The sequence below is a fragment of the Pseudarthrobacter sp. 1G09 genome, assembly GCF_050038305.1.
GTDB lineage: Bacteria > Actinomycetota > Actinomycetes > Actinomycetales > Micrococcaceae > Arthrobacter > Arthrobacter equi.
Window position 1 is genome coordinate 3,082,291 of sequence record NZ_CP188306.1, and the last position, 26,658, is coordinate 3,108,948.

Below are 26,658 nucleotides of genomic sequence, written 5' to 3' on the forward strand. Positions count from 1 at the left end.
AATGAAGACTCTAGGCGGGGGTTAGCACTCGGTCAAGGCGAGTGCCAGCCATTTCGTCATCGGAGAACACTTCGCCTGTAGATTGAACCGGTGCGAGCTGCCTTTTTCCTGATCCTTGCCACCCTCTTCTGGGCCGGAAACTTCGTGGTGGGCCAGGCCGCCGTCCAATCCATGGCCCCGCTGCAGCTGACGTTCTGGCGCTGGACGCTGGCCGCACTGCCGCTGCTGTTCCTCGCGCACGTGGTGGACCGCCCCGACTGGCGGGCAGTCCTCCGCCACTGGCCTGCGCTCCTGCTGCTCAGCGCACTGGGCATGACCGCCTACACCCTGCTGCTCTACAGCGCCCTCCAGCACACCTCGGCCCTGAACGCATCCCTGGTGACGGCGGCGAACCCGGTACTGATCATGGTGCTTGCCGCGGTGCTGCTGAAGGACAGGCCGCGGCCATGGGGCTGGATCGGCCTGGCACTTGGTTTGGCGGGTGTCCTGCTGGTCCTCACCGGCGGGCAGCTGCAGCGGCTCCTGACCTTCTCGCTGGGCGCCGGCGAACTGCTGATCCTGGCGGCCATCACCGTCTGGGCGCTCTATACGGTCCTTGCCCGGCGCGTTGCGGTCCCCGCCGTTACCTCCACGGCCCTGCAGGCGGCCATAGCAGCCGTTGCCCTCGCTCCCGTGGCCGCCGTGACCGGTGCAGGATTCCCGTCCACCCAGTCCGGGGCCTGGTCCCTGGCATTCATCGCCGTCTTTCCCTCGCTGGGCTCCTACCTGCTGTGGAACCTGGCCCTGAAGCACACCAGCGCGGCCAATGCCGGAAACTACCTCAACCTCATCGCGGTCTTCACTGCGATCATCACCGTATTGCTGGGCCAGCCCATCACAGCGGCCCAGATTGCAGGCGGGGTCCTGGTCATTTCGGGGGTCCTGCTGACAGGTGCGGGCCAGCGCCCTCAGCGGCCGAGGTCGTCGAAATCGACGTCCTCCCCGCCGTCGGAGGCGTTGCCCCGGTTACGGGCCCGGTAGAGGACCACGGAGGACGCGAGGACCACCAGCAGCGAGGCCACCAGGAGGGCGATTCCTCCCGCCCGCGCACCGGCATACAGGCCGCGGATGTCCTGCGCTTCCTGCGTGTTGTCCTGGACGTTATTGCCGCCCACCGAATACACGGTGGCGTTGAACGTGTCCAGGAAGAAAATGATGACCAGCAGCGCCAGGCACACCACAGCCAGCACCGCAGCTGCAATCAACGCGGGCCGCGCGTACCTGGCCAGGCCCTGCACCGGGGGCTGCTGTTCTCCGGACTGTTCGGGGCCTGCGCTGTCAACCATGGGTTCAACACTATCGGCATCCCGCAGCAGCCCGGGGCACTAGGCTGGAACGCATGGCTCACGCTCCCCAGGACCAGATTGCACCACTGCTGACCCCCGAAGGATGGGAGTTGCTGGCGTCGCTGGGCCCCTACACCGAGGACGGGTCCTTCGCCCTGAACGGTGAACTCCGGAAGGCGGGCCACAGCCCCGAGCTGGTGTCCGCCGTACTCACCCAGTCCCGGCTTCGCACGAAGGCCGAGGCCAAGTTCGGCGAGTTCGCCCGCCAGATGCTCTTCACCCAGGCGGGGCTGGAACAGGCCACCCGCCTGAACGTTGCCGCCCGGCACGCCCAGCGGTTCGCCGCCGCCGGGGTCAGCCACGTGGCGGACCTGGGCTGCGGGCTCGGCGCCGATTCCCTGGCCCTCGCCTCCCTGGACATCGCAGTAACGGCAGTGGAACTCGATGAAACCACGGCTGCCTGCGCCACGGTGAACCTCATCCCCTTCCCCAACGCGTCGGTTGTGCACGCCGACGCCACCTCGGTCCCCTTGGACGGGGCGGACGGCGTCTGGCTGGACCCCGCGCGCCGGGTCACCTCCACCTCGGGCACCAGGCGCATCTGGGACCCTGAGGCGTTCTCTCCCCCGTTGTCCTTCGTGGAGTCCCTTGCCGCTTCAGGGAAGGCCGTGGGCGTCAAGATGGGACCGGGTATGCCCCACGAATCGGTGCCACAGGGCTGCGAGGCGCAATGGGTGTCCGTGGGCGGGGACGTCACCGAGGTGGCCCTCTGGTTCAACACCGTCAGCCGTCCGGGGATCCGCCGCGCAGCCCTGCTCCTGGGACCGCAGGGAGCCGCCGAAATGACCAGTGGGGAGGATTTCGGGCAGGGTCCCGAGGCTCCGGTGGGCCCGGCTGAAGGCTACCTGTATGAGCCGGACGGGGCGGTCATCCGGGCTGGCCTCGTGGCCGACCTCGCGCTCGAACTGCGCGGTCACCTGCTGGACGAGCACATCGCCTACATCTGCTCGCCCGCCCTCGCCGACACCCCGTTCGCCCGCGCCTACAAGGTCCTGCGGGTGATGCCCTACAACGTCAAGGCGCTGAAGTCCTGGGTGAAGCAGGAAGGCATCACCGTACTGGACATCAAGAAGCGGGGCACCGCCGTCACGCCCGAGGAACTCCGCAAGCAACTGCTGGGCGGCAAGGGCGCGGGCAACAGGAAGGGCGGCCGGACCGCCACCCTGGTCCTCACCCGCATCGGCGAGGACAGGGTGGCCGTCGAGGTGGAGCCGGTCAAGCCGGCGTAGGCGCTACTGCGCGCGGGTAAATTCCTCGGCGGCCCGCACCTGTTCCGCCGTGGGACGCACGCCGGTGTACAGCACAAACTGCTCCAGCGCCTGGATGGTGGCCACCTCCGCACCGGTGATCACCGGCTTGCCCGCCACCCGGGCGGCCCGGATCAGCGGCGTCTCGGCCGGCAACGCCACGACGTCGAACACAATTTTCGCGGTATCGATGGCCTCCGCCGGGAAAGACAACGCGTCGGCGTCCGCACCCCCTGCCATACCAATTGGCGTCACGTTCACGATCATGTCCGCCGCACCGCCGTCGAGCGCTGCACGCCAGCTGAAGCCGTACTGCTCGGCGAGCGCCCGGCCGGCCGCCTCATTCCGGGCGATGACGGTGACGTCCGTGAAGCCTGCGTCGCGCAGCGCCGCCACGGTTGCCTTCGCCATGCCACCGGCGCCCTGGACCAGGACCGAGTAGTCGGTCGGAACCGAGTTCGTGGCCAGCAGCTGCTCAATGGCCGTGTAGTCGGTGTTGTAGGCCTTGAGGTGCCCGTCCGTGTTCACGATGGTGTTGACCGAATCGATGGCCTTGGCCGAGGGGTCCATCTCGTCCACCAGCGCAATCACATCTTCCTTGTACGGCATGGACACGGCGCAGCCGCGGATACCGAGGCCCCTGACGCCGGCAATGGCCTGCTCCAGGTTGGTGGGGGCGAAGGCCTTGTAGATCCAGTTCAGGTCCAGCTGCCCGTACAGGTGGTTGTGAAAGCGCGTCCCGTTATTGCTGGGCCGGGCCGAGAGGGAGATGCAGAGGGTCATGTCTTTATTGAGGATAGGCACCTGTCCATTAAACGCGGCCCGGGGAGGTTAGGGGCAGCCGCTGCCGGCAGGATAGGGCCCGACGGCGGCCGGCAGCTTTCCGGGGGCCGCTGCCTTTCCGGCCAGCACGGCGGCCAGGGCATCAAAGGCGGCATCGGTCCGGCCGTACAAGGCGATCTTGACCGGCGCGGGGGAACCCTGCAGCGGCCAGGGGGCATCCAGGGCGACGGCGATGTCGCCACCGGCGGGCGCGCCGCCGTATCCGATGAGGCTGACCAGGGGTCCGGAGCCCACGGCCAGGCCTGCGCGGGCGGCCGCGGCTTCGAACCGTTCCTTGTCGCCCGGTCCTCCGCCGGCTACCCGGACAGATCCGGGGACCAGCGGTCCGCTGCAGCTGCCGGCCAGGATGGTGACGGCGGACCCGGAGACCTTGGCGGACAGTGCCGCGCCGCTGCCTGCGGGGGCCGGGGCGGAGCCACGACGGCCCTGCCAGGTCATCATGGTGGCCACCCGGGTGGCGGCTTCGTCCAGCCGTTCCTTCGGCAGCGCACCGGAGGCCACGGCCTGGACTATTGCGGCATGCGCCTGGGCGACGTCGGCCGGCATGAGGAGCAGGTCGGCCCCGGCGGCGAGGGCAGAAACGGCGGCGGAACCCGCCGGGTACTGCTTGGTGACGGCGCCCATGTTCAGGGCATCGGTCACCGCCACGCCCTTGAAACCGAGGCCCCGCAGCGCGGCGTACGTCTTGGACGAGAGCGACGCCGGCACGCCGGGTTCCAGCGCAGGGACGGCGATGTGCCCGGTCATCACGATCGGCAAGCCGGAGTCGACGGCCGCCTGGAAGGGCTTCCAGTCCCGGCCGCGCAACTCCTCCACGCCGGCGTTCTGGAGTGGAAGGCTAAGGTGCGAATCGGCGGTGACTGAACCGTGCCCGGGAAAGTGCTTGACGGTGGGCAGCACCCCGGCGGCCAGCATGCCCTGGGCGAATGAGACGCTCTGCGTCGCCGCAGCTGCCGGGTCCCCGGACATGGACCGGGCGCCGATGGTGGGGTCTTTGGGGCCGATGGTGACATCCGCATCCGGGGCGAAGTCCAGGTTGAAGCCCAGCGGCGCCAGCTCCCCAGCGACACCCTGCCCGGCGTCCCGCGTGAGGGCGGCGTTCCCGGCGGCTCCGTAGCTCATGGGCGTGGGCCATTCGGTCAGCGGCGCTGCAAGCCTGGCCACGATCCCGCCTTCCTGGTCCACGCCGACGATCCCCGGCCACGGGTCACCGTCGGCGGTGGTTGCCCGGGAGAGCCGTTGGTTGACCGTCGTCATGGCGGCAACGTCCACCTGTCCCCGGGGGTCTCGGGGAACGTTGTCACCCATGATGATGCTGCCGGCCAGGTGCAGCCGTTCGATGGCGGCCGCCTGCGCTTCCACCTGCTGCCCGCCGTAGGACGGGAGCAGGACCTGGCCGGCCTTTTGCTCGGGTGTCATGGCTGCCACGGCGGCTGCTGCCGCGTCCTGGTCGCGCTGCTGGGGACCCCAGCCCAAGGGCCGGGAACCCGGATCAGGTGACGGGGACGCCGTGGTGGGGGCCGGCGTCGTACGCGGTACTGACGAGGGCGTGCCGGGTGACGCCGACGCGGAAGCCGACGGCGCCGGCGTTGAAGGCGCAGGAGTGGGCGGCCCTGCCGTGCACGAGGCCAGGGCAACGACGGACAAAGCCGCGATCAGGGGGAAGGTTTTGTGGGTACTGTCACGCAGGCGTTGGAACGGGGACATCATTATGATGCTACCCCTGCGCTATAGACTTGAAACACCCGTTCGTTTGCCGGCACTCTCCGGAAGCGGCGCCAGCCAGCGGCATCCCGGACAGTAAGGAAATGCGTGAAGATCGACTTCGCACCATCGAGGCAATCAACCCTTGGTGTTGAGTGGGAACTGGCGCTGGTGGACGGCCGCACCGGTGAACTCGCGTCCGTGGCCAATGAGGTGCTCCGCGGTGTCGCCTCCCGCCATCCCGAGCTGAACGAGGATGACGAACACCCCCACATCAAGCAGGAACTGCTGCTGAACACGGTGGAACTGGTTACGGGCATCTGCGAGACCGCTGCGGAGGCGAAGGAGGACCTCAGCCGCTCAGTGGCCGCCGTCCGGGAAATCACCGATCCCATGGGCGTGGAGCTCTTCTGCGCCGGCAGCCACCCGTTCAGCCCGCCGCAGCTGCAGCCGGTGACGGACAAGGCCCGCTACGCCAAGCTCATCGACCGTACCCAGTGGTGGGGCCGGCAGATGGTCATCTATGGCGTGCACGTCCACGTGGGCCTGGACCGCCGCGAGAAGGCCCTCCCGGTGCTCGACGGACTGGTCAACTACTTCCCGCATTTCCAGGCGTTGTCCGCGTCCAGCCCGTTCTGGGGCGGCGAGGACACCGGCTACGCCTCGCACCGTGCCCTCATGTTCCAGCAACTGCCCACCGCAGGCCTGCCGTTCCAGTTCCCCTCCTGGTCCGAATACGAGTCCTACGTCCAGGACATGTTCACCACCGGGGTGATCGACACCATCTCCGAGATCCGCTGGGACATCCGGCCGGTGCCGGCCCTGGGAACCATCGAAATGCGCATCTGCGACGGCCTGGCCACCCTGGAGGAAGTCGGCGCCATCGCGGCCCTCACCCAGTGCCTGGTGGACGAGTTCTCCACCACCCTGGACAACGGCGGCACCATCCCCACCATGCCGCCGTGGCACGTTCAGGAAAACAAGTGGCGTGCCGCCCGCTACGGGATGGACGCCATCATCATCCTTGACGCCGCCGGCAAGGAGCAGCTGGTGACGGAGCACCTGCTGGAAACGCTGAACCGGCTGGAGCCCGTAGCGGCGAAGCTGGGCTGCCGGGATGAGCTGGCCGACGTCGAAAAGATCATCCGCCGCGGTGCCGGGTACCAGCGCCAGCGGCGCGTGGCGGAGGACAATGGCGGCAACCTGCAGGCCGTGGTCCTGGACCTGGTCAAGCAGATGCGCAGCGGCCCCACCGCCTGACTTGCCGCCTCACCCAAAATAGCCACCCACTCCCCCAGACATCACGTTGCTCCAGCAGATAAGGCTCTTAAACCATTGGTTTGGGAGCCTTATCTGCTGGAGCAACCGGGGTGTTCAGGCCTGGAGGGAGACCGAGGTGACGGGCATCGAGGAGTCCGGTGCAAAACGGATCCCGCTGGGTTCCGCACCCGCCATCACCAGCTGCGCCCCCAGTGCGGCCACCATGGCCCCGTTGTCCGTGCACAGGTCCAGCGGTGGAACGTGAAGCCGGATCCCGGCGGACGCGCAGCGCTGTCCGGTCAGCTCCCGCAACCTGGAGTTGGCTGCCACGCCGCCGCCCAGCAGCACGTCCTTGATTCCGTGTTCCCTGCAGGCAAGTACGGCCTTTGAGGAGATCACGTCCACCACGGCTTCCTGGAAGGCCGCAGCGATGTCAGCCACCGGAATTTCTTCCCCGCGGGCTTCGAACTGTTCCACGCATCTGGCCACGGCGGTCTTCAGGCCGCTGAAGGACCAGTCGTAGCGGTGCTTGCCCGGTTCTTCGGCCGTTCCCATGTACTTGGGCTGGCTGAGGCCGCGCGGGAAACGGATCGCCTTCGGGTTGCCGGTGCGGGCCACCCTGTCGATAGCCGGGCCGCCCGGGTAGCCAAGCCCCAGGATGCGGGCCACCTTGTCGTACGCTTCGCCGGCTGCGTCATCGATGGTGGAGCCCAGGAGTTCCACGTCGCTGGTGATGCTGTTGATCCGGAGGATCTCGGTGTGGCCGCCGGAGACCAGCAGGGCGCCGAGATTTTCGGGGAGGGCCTGCTGCTTTCCGGTTGCCCGGTCATCCAGGAGCCCCACACCCACATGGGCCACCAGGTGGTTGATGGCGTACAGCGGTTTCCCGGTGGCCACGGCCAGGGCTTTCGCGGCGCAGACTCCCACCATCAGCGCACCGGCCAGGCCCGGTCCCGAGGTCACGGCGATGGCATCGACGTCGTCCAGGGTGGCCCCTGCCTCCGCGAGGGCCTGTTCCAGGGTGGGGACAAAGGCATCAAGGTGCGCGCGGGAGGCGATCTCCGGGATGACGCCGCCGAACCGCACGTGCTCGTCCATGGATGAGGACACCGTGTTGGCCAGCAGGGTGGTTCCCCGGACGATGCCGACGCCGGTTTCGTCGCAGGAGGATTCGATGCCCAGCACCAGCGGCTGCGTGCGGTTCATGGCCGGATTCCTTTGCTTGGGGATTCTGTTTCTGTCTCGGGCACCAGCGCCAGCCGCATGATCAGGGCGTCCACGCCGTCGCGGTAGTAGCGGGGGCGGATATGGATCTGCTGGAAGCCGAAACGGAGGTACAGCCGCTGGGCACGCGGGTTGTCGGCACGCACTTCCAGGAGGACGTCCGCGGCGCGCCGCCGTCGGGCCTCGTCAATCAGTTCAGTGAGGAGCGTGCTGCCGATGCCACGGCCCTCACGGTGGGGCACGACGGCGATCGTCTGGACATCCGCGATGGGTTCAATGCACATGAGCCCGGCATAGCCGACGATGCCGTCCGGCCCTTCGGCCACCAGGTAGCGGCGCGTTTCCGGCTGCGCCAGTTCGTCAAAGAACATCTGCACCGGCCAGGCGTCCACCGGAAACAGCTCCTGCTCAAGGGCGCTGACCGCGGGGATATCGGCCTCCGTCATGTCCCGGATGGCCACACTTTCCAGGGAGGCGGAACGGGGCTCCGGAGTCCCTTCCGGCCCGGCGGCACTCACAGGGCCCTCTTCCGCGGCCCCGGAACCTGGGCGTCGGATTCCCGAAGATACAGGGGCGTGGAGTCCAGGAGCCCCGCACCCGCGGCCAGCCTGGCCAGGGCGAACTGTCCCAGGTACAGCGCATCCGGCTGCTCACCGGCAAAGTCCGGGTTCGCCCGGAGCGCGTCCGCGTAAAGGCCGGCGCCTGCACCATAGGCGGGCAGGTCCGGCAGGTCCGCTGCGAAACCAACATGCGGCCCGTCTTCGAGCACCGGCAACTGGCCTTCGGCCAGGCTGTAGCGGGCCCAGTAGACCTCCTTGCGGCGCGCGTCGGTGACCACCAGGAACTCGGGGGCAGCCGCCGTCGACTCGGCCACTTCCAGGGCGATCGCGTCGAGGCTCATCAGGCCGTGCAGGGGCTTTCCCCACACGAAGGCCAGGGTGCGCGCGGTTGCGATGCCGGACCTCAGCCCGGTAAACGGGCCAGGCCCCACGCCCACCACCAGGGCATCGATGTCTTCCCCCGCAACGCCGGCGTCCGCCAGCATTCCGGCGACGCCCGGCGCCAGCACTTCGGCGTGGCTGCGGGTGTCCTCGGTGGAGAAGTTGGCCACCACGCCTTCCAGGGCATCATCGGAGACCAGTGCCGCGCTGGCCACGGCCGAGGTGTCGATTGCGAGGATCAGCATCAGTTGATCCCCCCGGCAGCGTCCAGCTCCGGAGCGTCGGCCCAGCGGGGGCCATACCCGCGCATCACGATGGTGCGTGGCTCGTCCGTGTCATCCGTATCGAAGTCCAGGCTTTCGCGCGCGCCGTCCGGTCCGGCATTCGCGGCGTCAGCTGTCCCGGTGGTGACGGACCCACGGCCGAAGCCGCCGCCGAGGCCGATGGCACGGTGCAGGTCGATCTCCAGCCGGTTCTCGCTCAGGTGTTCCACCCGGTCGTGGCCCCACTCCACCACCGTCACAGAGGTGTCCATGGTGTTCTCAAGGTCGATGTCGTCCACTTCGGCGGCCGAGCCGAGGCGGTAGGCATCCACATGGACCAGGTCCGGTCCGCCGGGGCGGGGCCCATCGGGGAGGTTGGGGTGGATCCGGACCAGCACAAAGGTGGGTGAAATGATGCCGGAGCGCACTCCCAGTCCCTCCCCCAGACCCTGGGTCAGGGTGGTCTTCCCGGCACCCAGCTCGCCGGAGAGAACCACCAGGTCCCCGGCGTCCAGGACCCGGGCCAGCCCCGCGCCGAGCGCATGGGTCTGGTCCGCCGTCGTGGCCGAATAGGTCTTTTCCCAGTTGGCTTCAGCCGTCTGGCCGGGCATGTGGTTCGCGGCGCTCACCGGGCCCCTTCCCTGCCGGCGGCAGAAGCGTTCCCGCTGCCGGACGTGTCTTGTTCGTTGATGAAACGGCGCGGCACGCGCGGACTGATCCGCGTGACGATCTCATAGTTGATTGTCCCGGCGGCGCGCGCCCAGTCATCAGCTGTGGGACCGCCGTCGGCCCCGCTGCCGAAAAGCTCAGCCTCGGCACCCAGGAGCGCCGTCCCCTGGACCCCCGGGCCGAGGTCGATGACCATCTGGTCCATGGCGATGCGGCCCACCACCGGGTAGGTGGTTCCGGCCACCCGGACCGGCCCGCCGGTGGCGACCCGCGGGATGCCGTCGGCGTAGCCCAGCGGGATCAGGCCCAGGGTGCTGGCGCCGGCAGTCCGGTAATGGAGCCCGTAGGAAACCCCCTGCCCTGCCGGGACGGCCTTGCACTGGGACACCTTGGTCCGCAGCGCCATGGCCGGGCGCAGGCCTAGTTCAGCGGATGCCTGGCCGTCGAAGGGTGAGAGTCCGTAGATGCCCAGGCCTACGCGCACCAGGTCGAAGTGGGTGTCCGGCCGGGACAGGGTGGCGGGTGTGTTGGCCAGGTGCCGGACTTCGGCGTCCACTCCTGCGTCCTCGGCCACCGCGAGCGCGTCGCGGAAGGCGGCCAGCTGGTGATCGGTTTCGGGGCGTTCGGGTTCATCAGCGACGGCGAGGTGGGAGAAGATGCCCACCACCCGGAGCAGGCCTTGGTCCTGGTATTCCATCGCTTCGCCCACCAGCGTGTCCCAGTACTCCAGGGTGGCGCCGTTGCGGCCCAGTCCGGTGTCCACCTTGAGGTGGATCCTGGCCGGGCGCTCCTGCTCGCGGGCCGCGGCAACAATCCGTTCAAGTTCCCAGCCTGAGCAGCCGATGTCGACGCCGGCCGCCACCGCCGCGCCGAAGTTGCTGTCAGTGGTGTGCAGCCAGGCGAGCAGCGGCGCGTCGATCCCGGCAGCGCGCAGGGCGAGTGCCTCGGAGATGTGCGCCACGCCCAGCCAGGCTGCGCCGGCCTCCAGCGCGGCCCGGGCAACTGGCACTGCACCATGCCCGTAGGCGTCTGCCTTGACCACGGCCATGACCTTGGCCGGCGAGGCAGCGGCAGCGAGCCGGCGGACGTTGTGCCGGATGGCGTCCAGGTCGATCACGGCGGAACGCTCGTAGTGGGGATCGTGCACTGAAGCAGCGCTGATTTCACCGGTTGGGGCGGGGTAAGTCACGGTAGTGATTCTAGTAGGGGTGCCTGCGGCCGAATAATCGCCCGCCCGGCGCCGCCGTGGCGGCACTGTTCAGGCGCAGGCACACTTCAGGCTGCCGGCTCTGTTCAGGCAGCGGCGGCTCAGGCGTCAGAGACAGCTCAGGCGTCCGAGAGGTGGGCGATGGTGGCTGCGGCCCTCCGCTGGGCCGCCTGCGGGACGTCCTGGATGATCTCGGCCAGGAATTCGAAGCGGCGCAGCCACTGGCTCATCTGGCGTTCGGGCCGGGCGTTGGCGCGTTTCCACCAGTCGGCAATGTCTCCCCAGCCGGGGGCGGCCAGCGACCCGCCCACTTCCTGCACGGCGAGGGAAGCGCACAGGTTGGCGAAGCGGAGCCTGTTGCCCAGCGGCCAGCCGGCCAGCGTGCCCACGATGAACGCGGCGTCGAAACAGTCACCCGCTCCGGTGGGGTCGAGCGCCTTGACGGGCAGGGACGGAACCCACTCCTCCTCCCCCGTTTCCGAATCGACGGCGAGCGCCCCCTGCGGCCCGAGGGTCACCACAGCCACGGGGACCCGGTCCGCGAGCGCATACAGGGCGGACCAGGCGTTGTCTTTCCCGGTCAGTGCCATGGCCTCACGCTGGTTGGGCAGGAACGCATGGAAGTACTGCAGGTTCTCCAGCCGGACCGGAGCCCATTCGCCAGTAGGGTCCCAGCCCACGTCCCCGAAGAGCTTGACGCCGGCACCGTGGGCGGCGCGAGCCCAGGGTTCCACCTCCAGGCCCACTTCCGCGATGCCGGCGAGGGTGGGTGGCGGCTCCCCGATGAGCTCGGAGGACGTGACCGGGGCGGCATGCCCGTGGGTGACCATGGACCGGTCCTTCTCGACACACAGCGACACCGTCACCGGCGAGTGCCACCCCTCCACCCGGCGGGACAGGCTCAGGTCCACCCGCTCCTGTCCGGAGAGGATCTTCCAGTTGAAGTCGCCGTAGCCGTCGTCGCCGAAGACTGCGGCAAGGCCGGTCCGAAGCCCCAGCCGGGCCGCCGCGATGGCCTGGTTTGCCACCCCGCCCGGGCAACTGCCCATGCCGTCGCTCCAGATTTCGGTGCCCGGTTCAGGGCCGTGCGGCAGTCCCGTGAAAATGATGTCCTGGAAGACGGTTCCGGCCAGCAGGAGATCGAACCCGGGCCCGGAGTGTTTCCGGACCGAGGCCAGCGGATCAAAAGGGCGTGCCGGGATCGCGTCCATGTCCGGCACACTACGCCCTGCCAACGACATCCGGTAGAGGAGCGCCCGTGCCCGCCCTAGACTGCTGGGTATGCGGCTTCTGATTGCCGGCGGCGGGGGTTTCCGGGTGCCGCTCATCTACCGGGCGCTGGTTTCCGGCCGCTTTGCCGGGCTGGTCACCGAGCTGGTGCTGTACGACGTCGATCCCGCCCGCCTGGCGGCCGTCACCGCCGTGCTGCACAGCATGCCGGCGGGCCCCGGACCGCGGCTGCCGGTCCGTTCCACCACCGATCTGGCCCACGCCCTGCCCGGGACGGACATGGTGTTCGCCGCCATCCGTCCGGGCGGGACCGCCGGGCGGATCGCGGACGAGAAGGTGGCCCAGGACCTGGGGCTGCTGGGGCAGGAAACCACGGGCGCGGGCGGCATCTCCTATGCGCTGCGGACCATTCCGCACATGGTTCACCTGGCCCGCCTGATGGTCCGGCACTGCCCGGGAGCCCGGCTGATCAATTTCACCAACCCGGCAGGCATGGTCACCGAGGCCCTCGTCCCGGTGCTGGGGAACCGGGTGGTGGGCATCTGCGATTCGGCGGGTGCCCTGGTGCAGCGCGCAGCCCACGCTGCGGGAGCGGACCTGCCGGAGGGAAGGCTCGACGGCGTGGGCTACTTCGGGCTGAACCACCTGGGCTGGCTGTACCGGCTGGAGTCCGGCGGCCGCGACCTGCTGCCGGGGCTGCTGGCCGATCCCGCCGCCCTGGCGTCCTTCGAGGAAGGCCGGCTGTTTGACCAGCCCTTCCTGGCTGGGCTTGGCATGCTGCCCAACGAGTACCTGTATTACTACGAACGGCGCGACGCCGCACGGCTGGCCATGCAGGCGATGCGGCAGACCCGCGGAGAGAGCATCCACGAACAACAGCAGGACCTCTATCCACGCCTCGCCGGCGCCGGTACGGACGCCTTCCGATTGTGGGATGCTGCCCGCCGGTCCCGTGAGGAGGGCTACCTGGCCGAGGCACGCCCGGAAGGTGCCCAGCGGGATGAAGACGATCTCGCCGGCGGCGGCTACGAACGCGTGGCGCTCGCCGCCATGCGGGCGCTCTCCGGGGCCGGCGCTACGCAGCTGATCCTGAATACCCGCAACTCACTCAACCCGGGCGCTCAGGAACCCGCCATTCCGGGACTGCCCGCGGACGCCGTCGTCGAACTTCCCTGCATGGTGACGGCCGACGGCGCGCTGCCGCTGCCCCAGCAGGCTCCCCCCGGGCCGCAGCTCCGGTTGCTGCGGCAGGTCAAGGACGTGGAACGGCTCACCGTCCGGGCGGCCACCACCGGCGACCGCGGCGCCGCCCTTGCGGCCTTCGCGCGGCATCCTCTGGTGGATTCGGAGGACCTGGCAGGCCGGCTCCTGTCCGGTTATGAGGAAGCATTTTTGGAGCTGCGGGCGCTGTGGCGTGATGAGACGGCGGCTGCGGCCCCGGTTGGCTGAAGGAGTAATGTTTTACCGAGTGCGCACTGAACGGGTACCCGGGACAGGTGCGCCCGTAATACGCGCCGGCGGCCGGAAGGAGGTCCCTTGGCATTGATCCGCAGGGTGGCCCTGCTGTCACTCCACACCTCGCCCATGGAACAGCCAGGGTCCGGCGATGCCGGCGGCATGAACGTCTACATCCGTGAACTGGCCTCAGCCCTGGCCGAAGCCGGCGTTGAGGTCGAGATTTTCACGCGCGCCACCTCGGCCGGCCAGCCCGCCGTCGAACATCCGGATCCCGGCGTCTGTGTCCACAACGTCCTGGCCGGACCGACAAAGAAGATCCCGAAGGAAGAACTGCCGGGCCTGCTGCACAGCATGGTTGAAGAGATCGAACAGATCCGCCGCCGGCAGCCGCACGGCCGCTACGACGTCATCCACTCGCACTACTGGGTGTCCGGCATCGCCGGGCTGGAGCTGTCCGACCTGTGGGGTGTGCCGCTGGTCCACACCATGCACACCATGGCCAAGGTGAAGAACCTCCTGCTCGAATCCGGCGAACAGCCCGAGCCGCGGCGGCGTGAGGTGGGCGAGCACCGGATCGTGGACGGCGCGGCACGCCTCATCGCCAACACCAGCTCGGAGGCCGCAGAACTCGTGTCGCACTACGGTGCGGACTACGACCGGATCGACATCGCTCCCCCGGGCGTGGACCTGACCACGTTCACCCCCGCATTCCGGACCAAAGCACGCAAGGACCACGGCGTGGATCCGGGGACGTTCCACCTGCTGTTCGCCGGACGCATCCAGCGGCTCAAAGGCCCGCAGGTGCTGGTCAAGGCGGCGGCACTGCTGCGGCAGCGGCGTCCGGATATCGACCTGCGGCTCACCATCCTGGGCGAGCTCAGCGGCAACAAGGAGTTCAACCTCCGCAAGCTCGTGGCGGACGCGGAGATGGACGACGTCGTCACGCAGCTTCCGCCCGTCACGGCACCTGAGCTGGCGGCCTGGTTCCGCGCGGCCGACGTCGTGGTGATGCCTTCCTTCAGCGAATCCTTCGGCCTGGTGGCGCTGGAAGCCCAGGCCTGCGGCACCCCGGTGGTGGCAACGCGGGTGGGCGGGTTGTCCCGCGCCATCTTCCACGGCCGGACCGGGTTGCTGGTGGACGGCCACCACGCGGCCGATTGGGCGGACGCGATTGAGGCCCTCTACGACGATCCCGCCACACGGGTGGACATGGGCCGGGCCGCCGCCATCCGCGCCCAGAACTCCGGCTGGTCCCGCACTGCCGCCATCACGCTCGAAAGCTACCACGCCGCCGTCGACCGGCACGTGGGCCACCTTGTGCCGGCCGTTCCTGTAACCTGACGCCATGACCGGCGTTCCCAGCGACCTCGAGATAGCACGGGCAGCACATATCAGGCCCATCGAAGACATTGCCGCTGCCGCAGGGGTGAACGCCGCAGCGCTGGAACAGTACGGGCGTTACAAAGCCAAGATCGATCCCGCCCGGCTGGACGCACCGCCGCCGCACGGCAAGCTGGTACTGGTCTCGGCCATGTCCCCCACGCCGGCCGGCGAGGGAAAGTCCACCACCACCGTGGGGCTGGCGGACTCCCTGGCGCGGGCCGGCCACAAGGTGATGATCGCTTTGCGTGAGCCCTCGCTGGGCCCGGTCCTGGGGATGAAGGGCGGCGCCACCGGTGGAGGCTACTCGCAGGTGCTGCCGATGGACGAGATCAACCTGCATTTCACCGGTGACTTCCACGCCATCACCTCCGCCAACAACGCGCTGATGGCACTGGTGGACAACCACATCTACCAGGGCAACGCCTTGAACATCGATCCGCGGCGCATGACGTTCAAACGCGTCCTGGACATGAATGACCGTGCCCTGCGGGAAGTGGTGATCGGCCTCGGCGGGCCAGCCCAGGGTGTGCCGCGGCAGGACGGGTTCGACATCACCGTGGCTTCAGAGATCATGGCCGTGTTCTGCCTCGCCACGGACCTGGCCGACCTCCGGGAACGCCTGGGCAGGATCACGTTCGGCTACACCTATGAGCGTGCCCCGGTGACGGTGGCGGACCTGGGGGTGCAGGGGGCGCTGGCCCTCCTGCTCAAGGAAGCAGTCAAACCCAACCTGGTACAGACCATCGCAGGCACCCCGGCGCTTGTCCATGGCGGTCCGTTCGCCAACATCGCGCACGGCTGCAACTCCCTCATCGCCACCCAGACAGCACGGCGGCTGGCGGACATCGTGGTGACGGAGGCCGGTTTCGGGGCCGATCTGGGCGCCGAAAAGTTCATGGACATCAAGGCGCGGATCGGCGGCCTGGCCCCGTCCGCCGTCGTGGTGGTGGCCACCGTGCGCGCGCTCAAGATGCAGGGCGGCGTGGCCAAGGACCAGCTGACCCTGCCGGACATGGCCGCGCTGGAGGCCGGCGTCGAAAACCTGCGCCGGCACGTCCACAACGTAGAGAAGTTCGGTGTGACCCCGGTGGTGTCCATCAACCGGTTCGCCACGGATACAGCGGAGGAACTGGACTGGCTGCTCGCGTGGTGTGCCGCGGAAGGTGTTCCGGCTGCCGTGGCCGATGTCTGGGGCCGGGGCGGCGGCGGTGACGGCGGGGATGAGCTCGCCGCGCTGGTGGCGCGGGCCCTGGAGGCACCCAACAAATTCCGTCACCTGTACACGCTGGAGCTCTCCGTGGAGGATAAGATCCGCACCATTGCGCAGGAGATCTATGGGGCCGACGGGGTGGACTTCTCCGTCCCGGCCCTGAAGCGGCTGGCCGACATTGAGCGCAACGGCTGGGGCGGGCTTCCGGTGTGCATGGCCAAGACCCAGTACTCCTTCACCGACGACGCCACCCGCCTCGGCGCCCCCAAGGGCTTCACCATCCACGTCCGCGACCTGCTGCCCAAGACCGGCGCCGGCTTCATCGTGGCGCTGACCGGCGCAGTGATGACCATGCCAGGGCTTCCCGCCGTGCCGGCCGCGCTCCGCATGGACGTCGACCCCGACGGCAACCCGGTAGGCCTCACCTAACCCCGTACTTCCCCCCCTCCCAACGCCCCACCACGTCCTGCAGCCTCCCTCCCAACGCCCCACCACATCCTGCAGCCTCCCTCCCAACGCCCCACCACATCCTGCAGCCTCCCTCCCAACGCCCCACCACATCCTGCAGCCTCCCTCCCAACGCCCCACCACATCCTGCAGCCTTCCCCCAACGCGCCATCACCTTCGAAAGCATCAAAGGCTCCCTGTGGATAACTCCTGCACGGGTAAGGCCCTCTCCGCCAGAATGCCAGCATGCCTAAACGCACAGATCTGCCATGGACGTTAGCGAACTCGCCATTTACCCTTGACTCGGCTCTTGCTGCCGGCTTGCCCTTAAAGAGGCTCCGCGGGCAGGACTTGGTTCACGTAAGCAGGGGTTTATACCGCCCGTTGGCTTGGGATTTTCAGTTGGAAGCCGCGGCACGGGTTCTGTCTAAAGTTTCACCGGGGGCGTGGGTTTCGCATGTCACGGCTGCTCGCCTGCACTGTCAGCTGCTGCCGCCCTGGCTGTCGGACTCAACCGAACTGCATCTGAGCAAACCCAATCACTTGCCTCAAGTGCGCCGAAAAGGCGTGATCGCACACAACGTCATCGCGAGGGAGGATGAGGTCGAAGCCTTCGACGGTATTCGCATCAGTACTCGTTCCCGGACCTGGCTCGACTTGGCCCGGCGCCTCTCACTGGCTGAGTTGGTTTGCCTCGGAGATCAAATAATTCGCATGCCCAGAGCAGAGTTTGAAGGGAGATCAGAGCCGTATAACACGTTGGACGGGCTCCGCGCTCTTCTGGGGCGGCACCCCAATCTTCAGGGCATCATTCGCGCGCGGGAGGCTCTGGAACTGATGCGGGTTGGGGCTGATTCGGCACCGGAATCGATGCTGCGGCTGGCCATGCTGGACGCGAACTTGCCAGAGCCAGATTTGCAGGTTGCACTTCGACCGAATGATGCAGCCTCCCCTACTGCTGATTTGGGCTACCGTCACCGGCGCCTCGCAATCCAGTACGACGGCGGCCATCACCTTTTGGAAGCCCAGGGGCTAAGCGACCGACGACGGGACAAAGCTTTCGAATCGGCTGGGTGGACGGTTCTGGTGTTCACCAAGGACGATGCCGCCGACCGTTTCCAACGAGCCACAACGCTGATCAAGCGGCACCTTCGCGCGGCTTGGACCGATCATCCCGTCGCAGCGGGTTTTGCCGGTAAGGGGTGACAGCCTGGGCATTCGAAAAATTGGCACCGCTTGTCAACGCTCAACCTGAAATTGGTGATGGCGCATCCCGCAAAAACGGCAGAACATGATGGCGCGTCCCGCAAAAGCGGGCAGAAGGTGATGGGGCGTGTTAAGAAGAGACGCTCCCCCACCCGTGAGGGTGAGGGAGCGCTGGGCCAACGAGGGATCGGGTTAGCGCTCCAGGTCGCCGCGGATGAAGGCCTCGACCTTTTCACGGGCGAGGTCGTCGTTGAACTGCTCCGGCGGAGACTTCATGAAGTAGCTGGAGGCGGAGAGCAGCGGACCACCGATGCCGCGGTCCAGGCCGATCTTGGCGGCGCGGATGGCATCGATGATCACGCCGGCGGAGTTGGGCGAGTCCCAGACTTCCAGCTTGTACTCGAGCGACACGGGGGCGTCACCGAAGTTGCGGCCTTCCAGGCGGACGAAGGCCCACTTGCGGTCATCAAGCCACTGCACGTAGTCGGACGGGCCGATGTGGACGTCCTTGGCGGCGAGCTCGGCCTCGACGTTGGAGGTGACGGCCTGGGTCTTGGAGATCTTCTTGGACTCGAGGCGGTCGCGTTCCAGCATGTTCTTGAAGTCCATGTTGCCGCCGACGTTCAGCTGGTATGTGCGGTCCAGGGTGACGCCGCGGTCCTCGAACAGCTTGGCCATGACGCGGTGCGTGATGGTGGCACCGATCTGGCTCTTGATGTCGTCGCCCACGATCGGAACACCGGCGGCGGTGAACTTGTCAGCCCATGCCTTGGTGCCGGCGATGAACACCGGAAGGGCGTTGACGAAGGCAACGCCGGCGTCAATGGCGGCCTGGGCGTAGAACTCGGCAGCGGCCTGGGAGCCGACGGGCAGGTAGCAGACCATGACGTCAACGTCGGCGTCCTTGAGGGCCTGAACCACGTCAACGGGCTTTTCGGTGGATTCCTCGATGGTCTCGAGGTAGTACTTGCCGAGGCCGTCCAGGGTGTGGCCGCGCTGGACGGTTACGCCGGTGGGCGGGACGTCGGCAATCTTGATGGTGTTGTTTTCGCTGGCGAGGATGGCATCGGCGAGGTCGTTGCCCACCTTCTTGCCGTCGACGTCGAACGCGGCCACGAACTGGACATCGCCCACGTGGTACTGGCCGAACTCAACGTGCATGAGGCCCGGGATGGTGGCCGTGGGGTCAGCGTCCTTGTAGTACTGGACGCCCTGCACCAGCGACGCGGCGCAGTTGCCTACGCCGACGATTGCGACACGGATGGGATGTGAAGACACGGAACTCCTTAGGACAAACGTCAGCCGGCCTGGTAATGCGTCAGGGAAATTGCGACGGCGGCCGGCTGGGACAGCGCCGCGCGGCGCGTACTCATAGTACCCACACAGCGGAACCGGCTTTCGTTCAGCCGGTCCCGCTGCGTAAGAAAGGGGGTTTCGTCAGACGGTCTGCTTCCACAGGTTGATGTCCGATTCCACCGCGAATTCATCGATTGCGGTGAGTTCGTCAGCGCTGAATCCGAGGTTGTTGATGGCGGAGAGCGTGTCCTCGAGTTGGCGGACACTGGATGCTCCCACCAGGGCTGATGTCACCGGTGAACCCTTGGGCTGGTCCCGGAGGATCCAGGCGATGGCCATCTGCGCGAGCGTCTGGCCGCGGCCTTCGGCGATGGCTTTCAGGCCCCGGATACGGGCGAGCTTTTCATCAGTGATGGCATCCTCGGACAGGAACCTGGCCTTGGCTGCGCGGGAATCGTCCGGGATGCCGTTGAGGTAGCGGTCGGTGAGCATCCCCTGGGCCAGCGGCGAGAAGGCGATGGACCCTGCTCCCACCTGGTCGAGCGCCTCGTAGAGGTTGGGGCTGCCGTCCTCGGTCCAGCGGTTGAACATGGAGTAGCTGGGCTGGTGGATGAGCAGCGGCGTGCCGAGCTCCTTCAGGATGCGGGCAGCTTCGATGGTCTGCTCCGGGGTGTAGGAGGAGATGCCCGCGTAGAGTGCCTTGCCCGAGCGGACGGCGTGGTCCAGGGCTCCCATGGTTTCTTCCAGCGGCGTTTCCGGGTCCGGCCTGTGGCTGTAGAAAATGTCCACGTAGTCCAGGCCCATGCGTTCCAGTGACTGGTCCAGGCTGGAGAGCAGGTACTTCCGTGAGCCCCACTCGCCGTAGGGGCCGGGCCACATGTAGTAGCCGGCCTTCGTGGAGATGACCAGCTCATCGCGGTACGGCTTGAAGTCGTCCTTGAGGTGGCGGCCGAAGTTGGTCTCGGCGGACCCGTCCGGCGGGCCGTAGTTGTTGGCGAGGTCGAAGTGGTTCACGCCAAGGTCGAACGCGCGGCGCAGGATGGCACGCTGTTCATCAAAGCGCTTGTCGTCGCCGAAGTTGTGCCACAGGCCCAGGGAGATGGCCGGGAGCTTCAGGCCGCTGCGGCCCACCCGGCGGTAGGGCATGGATTCGTAGCGGTCTTCCGCCGCGGAATATGTCATGGGTTCCATCCTGCCAGTTGTGACCGGCGCAACAGGCAGGACTGGAAAAGTTACGCCGCGGGCTGACAATGCCAGCCCGCGGCGCAACGCGCGCACGGGGCAAAGAATGAAATCGTCAGGACTTCACGATGGCGGCGCTCCAGGGAGCCAAAGCGAGGGCGTCGCCGTCCTGGCTTGTCCCCTCGTCGGTGGAGAGCAGGAGGGATCCGCTGATGCCGTCCAGCCGGACCTTCGCGTCGGCGAAGTTCACCAGCACCTCAACGCTGCCGCGGCCGAACCGCAACCACCCGGAGGCGTCGTCGAACGCAACCTCGGTCTCGCTGAAACCCAGCCCGGCCAGTTCCGGATGACTGCGCCGCAGCGCGGTCAGGGACCTGTAGAGCTCCAGCAGCCGGGCGTGGTCACCCGTGGCGGCTTCGTCCCAGTCCAGCTTGGACCGGCGGAAGGTTTCCGGGTCCTGGGGGTCAGGCACGACGGCGGGATCCCACCCCATCCGCTCGAATTCCTTGATGCGCCCTTCCGCGGTGGCCTTGCCGAGCTCGGGTTCCGGGTGCGAGGTGAAGAACTGCCACGGTGTGGTGGCCCCGTATTCCTCCCCCATGAACAGCATGGGCGTGAACGGTGAAGTCAGCGTGAGCACAGCCGCCACGGCCAGCTGCCCGTAGGACAGTGACTGCGAGAGCCTGTCGCCGATGGCCCGGTTGCCGATCTGGTCGTGGTTCTGGTTGCAGACCACCAGCGCCGCCGGGTTCACCAGCGAGGCGTTGATAGGCCTGCCGTGGTGCCGGCCGCGGAAGCTGGAGTAGCTGCCGTCGTGCAGGAAGCCGTCCTTGAGGACCTTGGCCAGCACCGCCAGGGACTGGAAGTCGGAGTAGTACCCGGTGGTTTCGCCGCTGACGTTGACGTGGACGGCGTGGTGGAAGTCGTCGCTCCACTGCCCCGCCAGGCCGTACCCGTTGGTGTCCCGCGGGTAGATCAGCCGGGGGTTGTTCAGGTCGGACTCCGCAATCAGCGTCTTGGGCAGCCCGGTTTCAGCCGAGACGGCGTCGCCAAAGGCACCAAACTCCTCGAGGATGTGCACCGCCCGCTCATCGCGCAGGGCGTGCACGGCGTCGAGCCGCAGCCCGTCCACGTGGTAGTCGCGGAGCCACAGTGCGAGGTTGTCCAGGATGTACTCGCGGACAACGTCGGAGCCGGGTCCGTCGAGGTTCACGGAGTCACCCCAGGTGTTGACGTCGCCTTGCTTCAGGTACGGGCCGAACTTGGGCAGGTAGTTGCCGCTGGGGCCGAGGTGGTTGTACACCACGTCCTGGATGACCCCGAGCCCGGCAGCATGCGCGGCATCGACGAACCGCTGGTATGCGGCAGGCCCGCCGTAGCCCTCATGGACGGCGTACCACTGCACGCCGTCGTAGCCCCAGTTGTGCGTGCCGTTGAACCCGTTGACGGGCAGCAGCTCCACGAAGTCGACGCCCAGGTCCGCGAGGTAGCCGAGCTTCCCGGCGGCGGCGTCCAGGGTTCCCTCCGGGGTGAAGGTGCCCACGTGGAGTTCGTAGATCACCGAGCCGGTGAGTTCCCTGCCCTTCCAGCTGGAATCCTGCCACGCGTACGCGGCGGGATCGAAGGTCCGGGACAGTTCGTGGACTCCTGCTGGCACCCGCCGGGACCGGGGGTCGGGCAGCGGGTGGCTGTCGCCGTCGAGCTGGTAGCCGTAGTCCACCTCGCCGTCGGCGGGCGCGTCCGGGGCGGTCCACCAGCCCTCTGTGCCGGGTGCGGTGTCCTTCTTCGCCATGGGGTACTCCCGGCCGCCAGCCACGAGGGTGACCGAGGAGGCGTCCGGCGCCCAGACGTCGAAGCGTTCGGGTCCTTGGTTGACCAGGGTCATGCGTTTCCTCCATCCACAGGGACCAGCAGGGCCACCGGGTAGGTACCCAGCACGTCAGCCACCAACACGCTGCCAGCACCAAATTCGGCGCCCGTCAGTTCGTCACGCATTGCAGCGGAAAGTTCGACGGCGGTATCGCGCCAGCCGCCGCCGGCCTCGAGGCCCGCAGGCAGCCGCGTTGCCAGGGTCACCGCCCCGGCTGTGCCGTCGGCCGCGCCGCGGGAGAACCCGAGAAGGTGTCCGGCTGCAGCACCGCTTGCCGCCACAGGGACGTAGCCCTCGAAGAGCTCCGGCCGGTCCCGCTTGAGGCGGAGCGCCCGAGTGGTGGCCAGGAGCTTGCTGGCTTCCGTGCCCGCTGCGGGCAACGTGCCGGCGTCGATCTTGGCCAGCTCGGCTTCCCGGAGTGCGAAGTCCACCGGTCGGCGGTTATCAGGATCGGTCAGGGACCGTTCCCAGAATTCGCTGCCCTGGTAGACGTCCGGAACGCCGGGCATGGTCAGCTGGACCAGCTTGGCGGAGAGGGAGTTGGACGCTGCGAAGGCATCAATGCGTGCCACGAAGTCCTCCACCACCTTGGCTACACCGGCGTCGTCGAACACAGCATCCACGGCGGCCTTCACCCGGGACTCGAAGTCCTCGTCCGGGTCAGTCCACTTCGTGGAGTTGCCGGCCTCACGGGCAGCCTTCTCGGCGTAGCCCTGCAGCCGTTCCCGGCTGGCAGGCCAGGCGCCGACGATGGCCTGCCACAGCAGGTTCTCGTAGGGGCCGTCCGGGATGGGGGCCAGCTTCCGGAGGGTGTCCAGCGTTGCGGCCCACTCCCCCGGCAACTCGGCGATCACGGAGATCCGTGCCCGGGCATCCTCGCTGCGCTTGGTGTCGTGCGTGGACATGGTGGTCATGGACAGCGGCAACTCGTCCTGCCGCCGGCGCATCCGGTGATGGAACTCCTCCGGGGACACGGCGAACTCGGTGGGTTCTGCACCCACCTCGGTCAGCGTGCCCAGGCGGGTGTAGCGGTAGAACGCGGTGTCCTCCACGCCCTTGGCCATCACCATGCCGGAGGTCTGCTGGAACCGGACGGCGATGGGGTTGGCCGGGTCCAGCAGCAGCGGGAGGAGCGTCCCAACGGCAACGGCGAGGTCCGGACGGTGTTCGGCGGCAGACTCGCAGGCTTCCTTGAGAACCTCGGCCCCGGTGGGCAGGTAGCTCCGGTAGACCGGGAAGGAGGCGATGACCTCGGCCAGGGCGTCGGCCGCTTCCTCCAGTGCAAGTCCGTGGGATTCCGGGACCAGCCGGGCCAGGCGCAGCACCTCGGAGCGGAGGATGCCGTCGGCGATCATCCGCTTGGTGCCGCGGATCATCTCCGCATAGTCGGCGGCCTCGGGAGTGCCACGCAACTCAGCATCCAGCGCGTTCAATGACTCTTCTCCGGCAGGATCCACAAACACCCGGTCCACGTCGGCGAGCGCGTCGTACCCGGTGGTGCCCTCGCAGGCGAAGTCCCCCGGCAGCACCTCGCCGGGTTCCAGGATCTTCTCCACCAGGACGTAGGCGCCGCCGGTGAGGTCCTTCAGCCACCGCAGGTAGCCTGCGGGGTCGGCCAGTCCGTCCGGGTGGTCGACGCGCAGGCCGTCCACCAGGCCTTCGGTGAACCAGCGGCCAACCTCGGCGTGGGCTTCTTCGAAGACGGCGGGAGTTTCCACCCGGATTCCGGCGAGCGTGGTCACCGCGAAGAAGCGCCGGTAGTTGAGCTCGGCGTCGGCGCGGCGCCAGTCCATCAGCTGGTAGTGCTGGCGGCTGTGCACCTCCTCCGGGGAGTCCCCTTCGGAGTACGTCCCGTCGGCGAGCGGGAACCGGTGATCGTAGTACCGGAGTTCCCCGTCCTTGATCTCCAGCTTGTCCAGGTCCGCGTCGGAGCCCAGCATCGGGAGCCGAACCTTGCCGCCGCCGAGGTCCCAGTCGACGTCGAACGCTTCCGCGTACCGTGACCCGCGGCCCTCCTTCAGCAGTGACCACCACCAGGGGTTCTGCACCGGGGTGGCGACGCCCACGTGGTTGGGCACAATGTCCACCAGGACACCCATGCCGTGCTCGCGGGCGGCGCGGGACAGGGCCAGCAGCCCTTCCGGGCCGCCGCGTTCGGGGTCGACGGCGGAGGGATCGGTCACGTCGTAGCCGTGGTCCGAGCCCTGCTCCGCAGTGAGGATCGGCGACAGGTAAACCCAGTCCACGCCGAGCGACTTCAGGTACGGAACCTTCTCCGCGGCATCGAACAGCGTGAAGCTGCTGCGGATCTGCAGCCGGTAGGTGGAAGCCGGCGTCCTCATGCCTCGGCTTCCTTATCGGCGCCCGTTGCCCTTGCCTCGCTCGCTTCAGCTGCCTTGGTCTGGGCTTCCACCATCTCCTCCTGGGCCTCTTCATGATCGGCCATGGAAGCCAGGGAGGCTGCCGCGGACAGGTCCACTTCGGCTTCCGGGCCGGAGTAGGCGCGCAGCACCACCATGGACTTGGCGTCCAGCGTCAGTGTTGCTCCTGCCTTGAGGGGTTCGTAGGCGTCAGCCTGGGCTGCGGTGTCGATCAGGACCTCCCAGTACTGCGAGTACTCGTCAGACGGCAACAGGAAGTCCACATCGTCGTCGTGGGCGTTGAAGGCCATCAGGAAGCTGTCGTCGGTGATGCGGCGCCCGCGGGAATCCTGCTCCTGGATGCCGTCGCCGTTGTAGAAGACGCCGATGGTCCGGCCGAAGCCGCTGCCCCAGTCCTCGGGCAGCATTTCGGTGCCGTCCGTCTTCAGCCAGACGATGTCGGGCAGCTTTTCGCCCTCGCCGCGGCGGACTGGGCGGCCGTCAAAGAAGCGGCTGCGGCGGAACGTGGGGTGGTCGTGCCGGAGCTTGTTCACGAAGGCTGTGAACTCCACCAGGGGCTGGTCCATCGCTTCCCAGTGGATCCAGCTCAGCTCGGAGTCCTGGCAGTAGGTGTTGTTGTTGCCCTGCTGGGTACGGCCCAGTTCGTCGCCGTGCAGCAGCATGGGCACGCCCTGGGAGAGCAGCAGCGTGGCGATGAAGTTCCGCTGCTGGCGGGCGCGGAGGGTCAGCACCTTCTCGTCGTCGGTGTCACCCTCCTCGCCGCAGTTCCAGGACCGGTTGTGCGATTCGCCGTCGTTGTTGCCTTCGCCGTTGGCGTCGTTGTGCTTCTCGTTGTAGGACACAAGGTCCCGCATGGTGAAGCCGTCATGGGCGGTGACGAAGTTGATGGAGGCGACAGGCCGGCGCGCGGAGCTCTCGTAGAGGTCGGCCGAGCCGGTGAGGCGGGAGGCAAATTCCCCCAGCGTGGACGGTTCGCCGCGCCAGAAGTCGCGGACGGTGTCGCGGTACTTGCCGTTCCATTCCGTCCACTGCGGCGGGAAGTTGCCCACCTGGTAGCCGCCGGGGCCAACGTCCCAGGGCTCGGCGATCAGCTTGACCTGGGAAACGATGGGGTCCTGCTGGATGAGTTCGAAGAACGTGGAGAGCTTGTCAACGTCGTAGAACTCGCGGGCCAGGGTGGAGGCAAGATCGAAGCGGAAGCCGTCAACGTGCATCTCGGTGACCCAGTAGCGCAGCGAGTCCATCAGCAGCTGCAGGGAGTGCGGGTGGCGGACGTTGAGCGAGTTGCCCGTGCCGGTGTAGTCCATGTAGTGCTTGAGGTCGTTGTCCACCAGCCGGTAGTACGCCTGGTTGTCGATGCCCTTGAAGGACAGGGTGGGGCCCAGGTGGTTGCCTTCGGCGGTGTGGTTGTACACGACGTCGAGGATGACCTCGATGCCCGCCCGGTGCAGGTCGCGGACCATGGCCTTGAATTCCTGGACCTGGTGTCCCACGTCGCCGGTGGAGCTGTAGGTGTTCTGCGGCGCGAAGAAGCCGATGGTGTTATAGCCCCAGTAGTTGTTGAGGCCCTTCTCCTGCAGGGTGCCGTCGTTGACGAACTGGTGCACCGGCATGAGCTCGATGGCCGTGACGCCGAGCTTCTTCAGGTGCTCGATGACGGCCGGGTGGGCCACGCCTGCATAGGTGCCGCGCTGCTCTTCGGGGATCTCCGGGTGCAGCTCGGTGAGGCCCTTGACGTGCGCCTCGTAAATGACTGACTGGTGGTAGGGGACGCGGAGCTGCCGGTCGCCGTCCCATTCGAAGAACGGGTTGATGACCACGCCGTGCATGGTGTGCGCGGCCGAGTCTGCGTCATTGCGCGAATCCGGATCGCCGAACTCGTAGGAGAAGAGTGCGGGGTCCCAGTCGATCTCGCCCTGGATGGCTTTCGCGTAGGGGTCCATCAGGAGCTTGTTCGGGTTGAACCGGCTGCCGTTGGCAGGCTCGTACGGTCCGTGGACGCGGTAGCCATATTTCTGGCCGGGCTGGATCTGCGGCAGGTAGCAGTGCCAGACGTAGCCGTCCACCTCGGTCAGTTCGATCCGCGTTTCGGTCAGGTCGTCAGCCAGGAGGCAGAGTTCCACCCGTTCGGCCTGTTCGCTGAACAGTGCGAAATTGGTGCCGGTGCCGTCAAAGGTAGCTCCCAGCGGGTAGGCAGTTCCAGGCCAGACTTCCATCGTGCTCCTCATTTGTTGGTCAGCAGCAGAGGGCAT

The 26,658-nt window shown here is 67.6% G+C and carries 22 protein-coding genes; 7 read left to right on the plus strand and 15 right to left on the minus strand.

Going from position 1 to position 26,658, the window contains the following annotated elements; translation table 11 throughout:
• Window positions 1–90: 90 nt before the first annotated feature.
• On the plus strand, window positions 91–1,020 hold the full coding sequence (locus ACP3TD_RS14115) for a DMT family transporter (protein ID WP_426763678.1): 930 nt from the start codon (window positions 91–93) through the stop codon (window positions 1,018–1,020).
• Here the strand turns inward: ACP3TD_RS14115 and ACP3TD_RS14120 are convergent.
• A complete protein-coding gene (locus ACP3TD_RS14120; RefSeq protein ID WP_426763679.1) occupies window positions 948–1,325 on the minus strand; it encodes a hypothetical protein in 378 nt (125 codons plus the stop codon). The genes ACP3TD_RS14115 and ACP3TD_RS14120 overlap by 73 nt on opposite strands.
• A 53-nt stretch (window positions 1,326–1,378) precedes the next feature.
• Between ACP3TD_RS14120 and ACP3TD_RS14125 the strand changes: the two genes are divergently transcribed.
• Complete coding sequence (locus ACP3TD_RS14125; RefSeq protein ID WP_426763680.1) at window positions 1,379–2,614, plus strand: THUMP-like domain-containing protein; 1,236 nt, start codon at window positions 1,379–1,381, stop codon at window positions 2,612–2,614.
• 3 nt (window positions 2,615–2,617) lie between these two features.
• Here the strand turns inward: ACP3TD_RS14125 and ACP3TD_RS14130 are convergent, their stop codons facing one another.
• The 3 genes from ACP3TD_RS14130 to ACP3TD_RS14140 all read right to left on the minus strand — a co-directional run bounded on the left by ACP3TD_RS14130 (window position 2,618) and on the right by ACP3TD_RS14140 (window position 5,099).
• Window positions 2,618–3,436: a shikimate 5-dehydrogenase gene (locus ACP3TD_RS14130; RefSeq protein WP_426763681.1), complete on the minus strand. Its 819-nt coding sequence runs from the start codon at window positions 3,434–3,436 to the stop codon at window positions 2,618–2,620.
• 27 nt (window positions 3,437–3,463) lie between these two features.
• A complete protein-coding gene (locus ACP3TD_RS14135; RefSeq protein WP_426767246.1) occupies window positions 3,464–4,894 on the minus strand; it encodes a glycoside hydrolase family 3 N-terminal domain-containing protein in 1,431 nt (476 codons plus the stop codon).
• 73 nt (window positions 4,895–4,967) lie between these two features.
• Window positions 4,968–5,099 (minus strand): hypothetical protein, encoded by a 132-nt coding sequence (locus ACP3TD_RS14140; protein ID WP_426763682.1) that lies wholly within the window; start codon window positions 5,097–5,099, stop codon window positions 4,968–4,970.
• 188 nt (window positions 5,100–5,287) lie between these two features.
• Here ACP3TD_RS14140 and ACP3TD_RS14145 point away from each other — a divergent pair, with 188 nt between their 5' ends.
• Window positions 5,288–6,439: a glutamate--cysteine ligase gene (locus tag ACP3TD_RS14145; RefSeq protein ID WP_426763683.1), complete on the plus strand. Its 1,152-nt coding sequence runs from the start codon at window positions 5,288–5,290 to the stop codon at window positions 6,437–6,439.
• Between the two features lie 114 nt (window positions 6,440–6,553).
• Here the strand turns inward: ACP3TD_RS14145 and tsaD are convergent, their stop codons facing one another.
• From tsaD to ACP3TD_RS14175, 6 genes are all read right to left on the minus strand, one after another.
• The gene (gene tsaD / locus ACP3TD_RS14150; protein ID WP_426763684.1) at window positions 6,554–7,645 is read right to left on the minus strand and encodes a tRNA (adenosine(37)-N6)-threonylcarbamoyltransferase complex transferase subunit TsaD; all 1,092 of its coding nucleotides are present in this window, start codon (window positions 7,643–7,645) and stop codon (window positions 6,554–6,556) included.
• Window positions 7,642–8,109, minus strand: coding sequence for a ribosomal protein S18-alanine N-acetyltransferase (gene rimI, locus ACP3TD_RS14155; protein ID WP_426767248.1), 468 nt, complete (start codon window positions 8,107–8,109; stop codon window positions 7,642–7,644). Before rimI ends, tsaD begins: the two co-directional genes overlap by 4 nt.
• A gap of 68 nt (window positions 8,110–8,177) precedes the next feature.
• A complete protein-coding gene (tsaB, locus tag ACP3TD_RS14160; protein WP_426763685.1) occupies window positions 8,178–8,849 on the minus strand; it encodes a tRNA (adenosine(37)-N6)-threonylcarbamoyltransferase complex dimerization subunit type 1 TsaB in 672 nt (223 codons plus the stop codon).
• The gene (gene tsaE, locus ACP3TD_RS14165) at window positions 8,849–9,478 is read right to left on the minus strand and encodes a tRNA (adenosine(37)-N6)-threonylcarbamoyltransferase complex ATPase subunit type 1 TsaE (RefSeq protein ID WP_426767250.1); all 630 of its coding nucleotides are present in this window, start codon (window positions 9,476–9,478) and stop codon (window positions 8,849–8,851) included. The genes tsaB and tsaE overlap by 1 nt, the downstream gene beginning before the upstream one ends.
• Before the next feature lie 14 nt (window positions 9,479–9,492).
• Window positions 9,493–10,725, minus strand: a complete 1,233-nt coding sequence (gene alr / locus ACP3TD_RS14170; RefSeq protein ID WP_426763686.1) for an alanine racemase — start codon at window positions 10,723–10,725, stop codon at window positions 9,493–9,495.
• 137 nt (window positions 10,726–10,862) lie between these two features.
• Complete coding sequence (locus ACP3TD_RS14175; RefSeq protein ID WP_314213913.1) at window positions 10,863–11,954, minus strand: carbohydrate kinase family protein; 1,092 nt, start codon at window positions 11,952–11,954, stop codon at window positions 10,863–10,865.
• A 70-nt stretch (window positions 11,955–12,024) separates the two neighbouring features.
• Here ACP3TD_RS14175 and ACP3TD_RS14180 point away from each other — a divergent pair, with 70 nt between their 5' ends.
• The 4 genes from ACP3TD_RS14180 (at window position 12,025) to ACP3TD_RS14195 (ending at window position 17,677) form a co-directional block, all read left to right on the plus strand.
• The gene (locus ACP3TD_RS14180; protein WP_426763687.1) at window positions 12,025–13,422 is read left to right on the plus strand and encodes a 6-phospho-beta-glucosidase; all 1,398 of its coding nucleotides are present in this window, start codon (window positions 12,025–12,027) and stop codon (window positions 13,420–13,422) included.
• Between the two features lie 87 nt (window positions 13,423–13,509).
• Complete coding sequence (mshA, locus tag ACP3TD_RS14185; RefSeq protein WP_426763688.1) at window positions 13,510–14,772, plus strand: D-inositol-3-phosphate glycosyltransferase; 1,263 nt, start codon at window positions 13,510–13,512, stop codon at window positions 14,770–14,772.
• 4 nt (window positions 14,773–14,776) lie between these two features.
• Window positions 14,777–16,453 (plus strand): formate--tetrahydrofolate ligase, encoded by a 1,677-nt coding sequence (locus ACP3TD_RS14190; protein WP_426763689.1) that lies wholly within the window; start codon window positions 14,777–14,779, stop codon window positions 16,451–16,453.
• A 264-nt stretch (window positions 16,454–16,717) separates the two neighbouring features.
• Window positions 16,718–17,677 carry a DUF559 domain-containing protein gene (locus ACP3TD_RS14195; RefSeq protein ID WP_426763690.1) on the plus strand — a complete coding sequence of 320 codons (960 nt, stop codon included), beginning with the start codon at window positions 16,718–16,720 and terminating at the stop codon, window positions 17,675–17,677.
• 192 nt (window positions 17,678–17,869) lie between these two features.
• On the opposite strand, the gene ACP3TD_RS14200 is transcribed toward ACP3TD_RS14195, so the two are convergent.
• The 5 genes from ACP3TD_RS14200 to glgX form a co-directional block, all read right to left on the minus strand.
• A complete protein-coding gene (locus ACP3TD_RS14200; RefSeq protein ID WP_426763691.1) occupies window positions 17,870–18,955 on the minus strand; it encodes an inositol-3-phosphate synthase in 1,086 nt (361 codons plus the stop codon).
• Window positions 18,956–19,114: 159 nt separating this feature from the next.
• The gene (gene mgrA / locus ACP3TD_RS14205) at window positions 19,115–20,155 is read right to left on the minus strand and encodes an L-glyceraldehyde 3-phosphate reductase (protein WP_426763692.1); all 1,041 of its coding nucleotides are present in this window, start codon (window positions 20,153–20,155) and stop codon (window positions 19,115–19,117) included.
• Window positions 20,156–20,270: 115 nt separating this feature from the next.
• Window positions 20,271–22,040, minus strand: coding sequence for a malto-oligosyltrehalose trehalohydrolase (gene treZ, locus ACP3TD_RS14210; protein ID WP_426763693.1), 1,770 nt, complete (start codon window positions 22,038–22,040; stop codon window positions 20,271–20,273).
• On the minus strand, window positions 22,037–24,367 hold the full coding sequence (gene treY / locus ACP3TD_RS14215; protein WP_426763694.1) for a malto-oligosyltrehalose synthase: 2,331 nt from the start codon (window positions 24,365–24,367) through the stop codon (window positions 22,037–22,039). Before treY ends, treZ begins: the two co-directional genes overlap by 4 nt.
• A complete protein-coding gene (gene glgX / locus ACP3TD_RS14220) occupies window positions 24,364–26,622 on the minus strand; it encodes a glycogen debranching protein GlgX (protein ID WP_349035043.1) in 2,259 nt (752 codons plus the stop codon). Before glgX ends, treY begins: the two co-directional genes overlap by 4 nt.
• Window positions 26,623–26,658 lie beyond the last annotated feature (36 nt).

Coding starts and splice junctions, on each gene's coding strand:
- ACP3TD_RS14120 (WP_426763679.1), bottom strand. CDS start 1,325: ATGGTTGACAGCGCAGGCCCCGAACAGTCCGGAGAACAGCAGCCCCCG.
- ACP3TD_RS14125 (WP_426763680.1), top strand. CDS start 1,379: ATGGCTCACGCTCCCCAGGACCAGATTGCACCACTGCTGACCCCCGAA.
- ACP3TD_RS14135 (WP_426767246.1), bottom strand. CDS start 4,894: ATGACACCCGAGCAAAAGGCCGGCCAGGTCCTGCTCCCGTCCTACGGC.
- tsaD (WP_426763684.1), bottom strand. CDS start 7,645: ATGAACCGCACGCAGCCGCTGGTGCTGGGCATCGAATCCTCCTGCGAC.
- rimI (WP_426767248.1), bottom strand. CDS start 8,109: ATGACGGAGGCCGATATCCCCGCGGTCAGCGCCCTTGAGCAGGAGCTG.
- tsaB (WP_426763685.1), bottom strand. CDS start 8,849: ATGCTGATCCTCGCAATCGACACCTCGGCCGTGGCCAGCGCGGCACTG.
- tsaE (WP_426767250.1), bottom strand. CDS start 9,478: ATGCCCGGCCAGACGGCTGAAGCCAACTGGGAAAAGACCTATTCGGCC.
- ACP3TD_RS14175 (WP_314213913.1), bottom strand. CDS start 11,954: ATGGACGCGATCCCGGCACGCCCTTTTGATCCGCTGGCCTCGGTCCGG.
- ACP3TD_RS14180 (WP_426763687.1), top strand. CDS start 12,025: ATGCGGCTTCTGATTGCCGGCGGCGGGGGTTTCCGGGTGCCGCTCATC.
- ACP3TD_RS14190 (WP_426763689.1), top strand. CDS start 14,777: ATGACCGGCGTTCCCAGCGACCTCGAGATAGCACGGGCAGCACATATC.
- ACP3TD_RS14195 (WP_426763690.1), top strand. CDS start 16,718: ATGCCTAAACGCACAGATCTGCCATGGACGTTAGCGAACTCGCCATTT.
- mgrA (WP_426763692.1), bottom strand. CDS start 20,155: ATGACATATTCCGCGGCGGAAGACCGCTACGAATCCATGCCCTACCGC.
- treZ (WP_426763693.1), bottom strand. CDS start 22,040: ATGACCCTGGTCAACCAAGGACCCGAACGCTTCGACGTCTGGGCGCCG.
- treY (WP_426763694.1), bottom strand. CDS start 24,367: ATGAGGACGCCGGCTTCCACCTACCGGCTGCAGATCCGCAGCAGCTTC.
- glgX (WP_349035043.1), bottom strand. CDS start 26,622: ATGGAAGTCTGGCCTGGAACTGCCTACCCGCTGGGAGCTACCTTTGAC.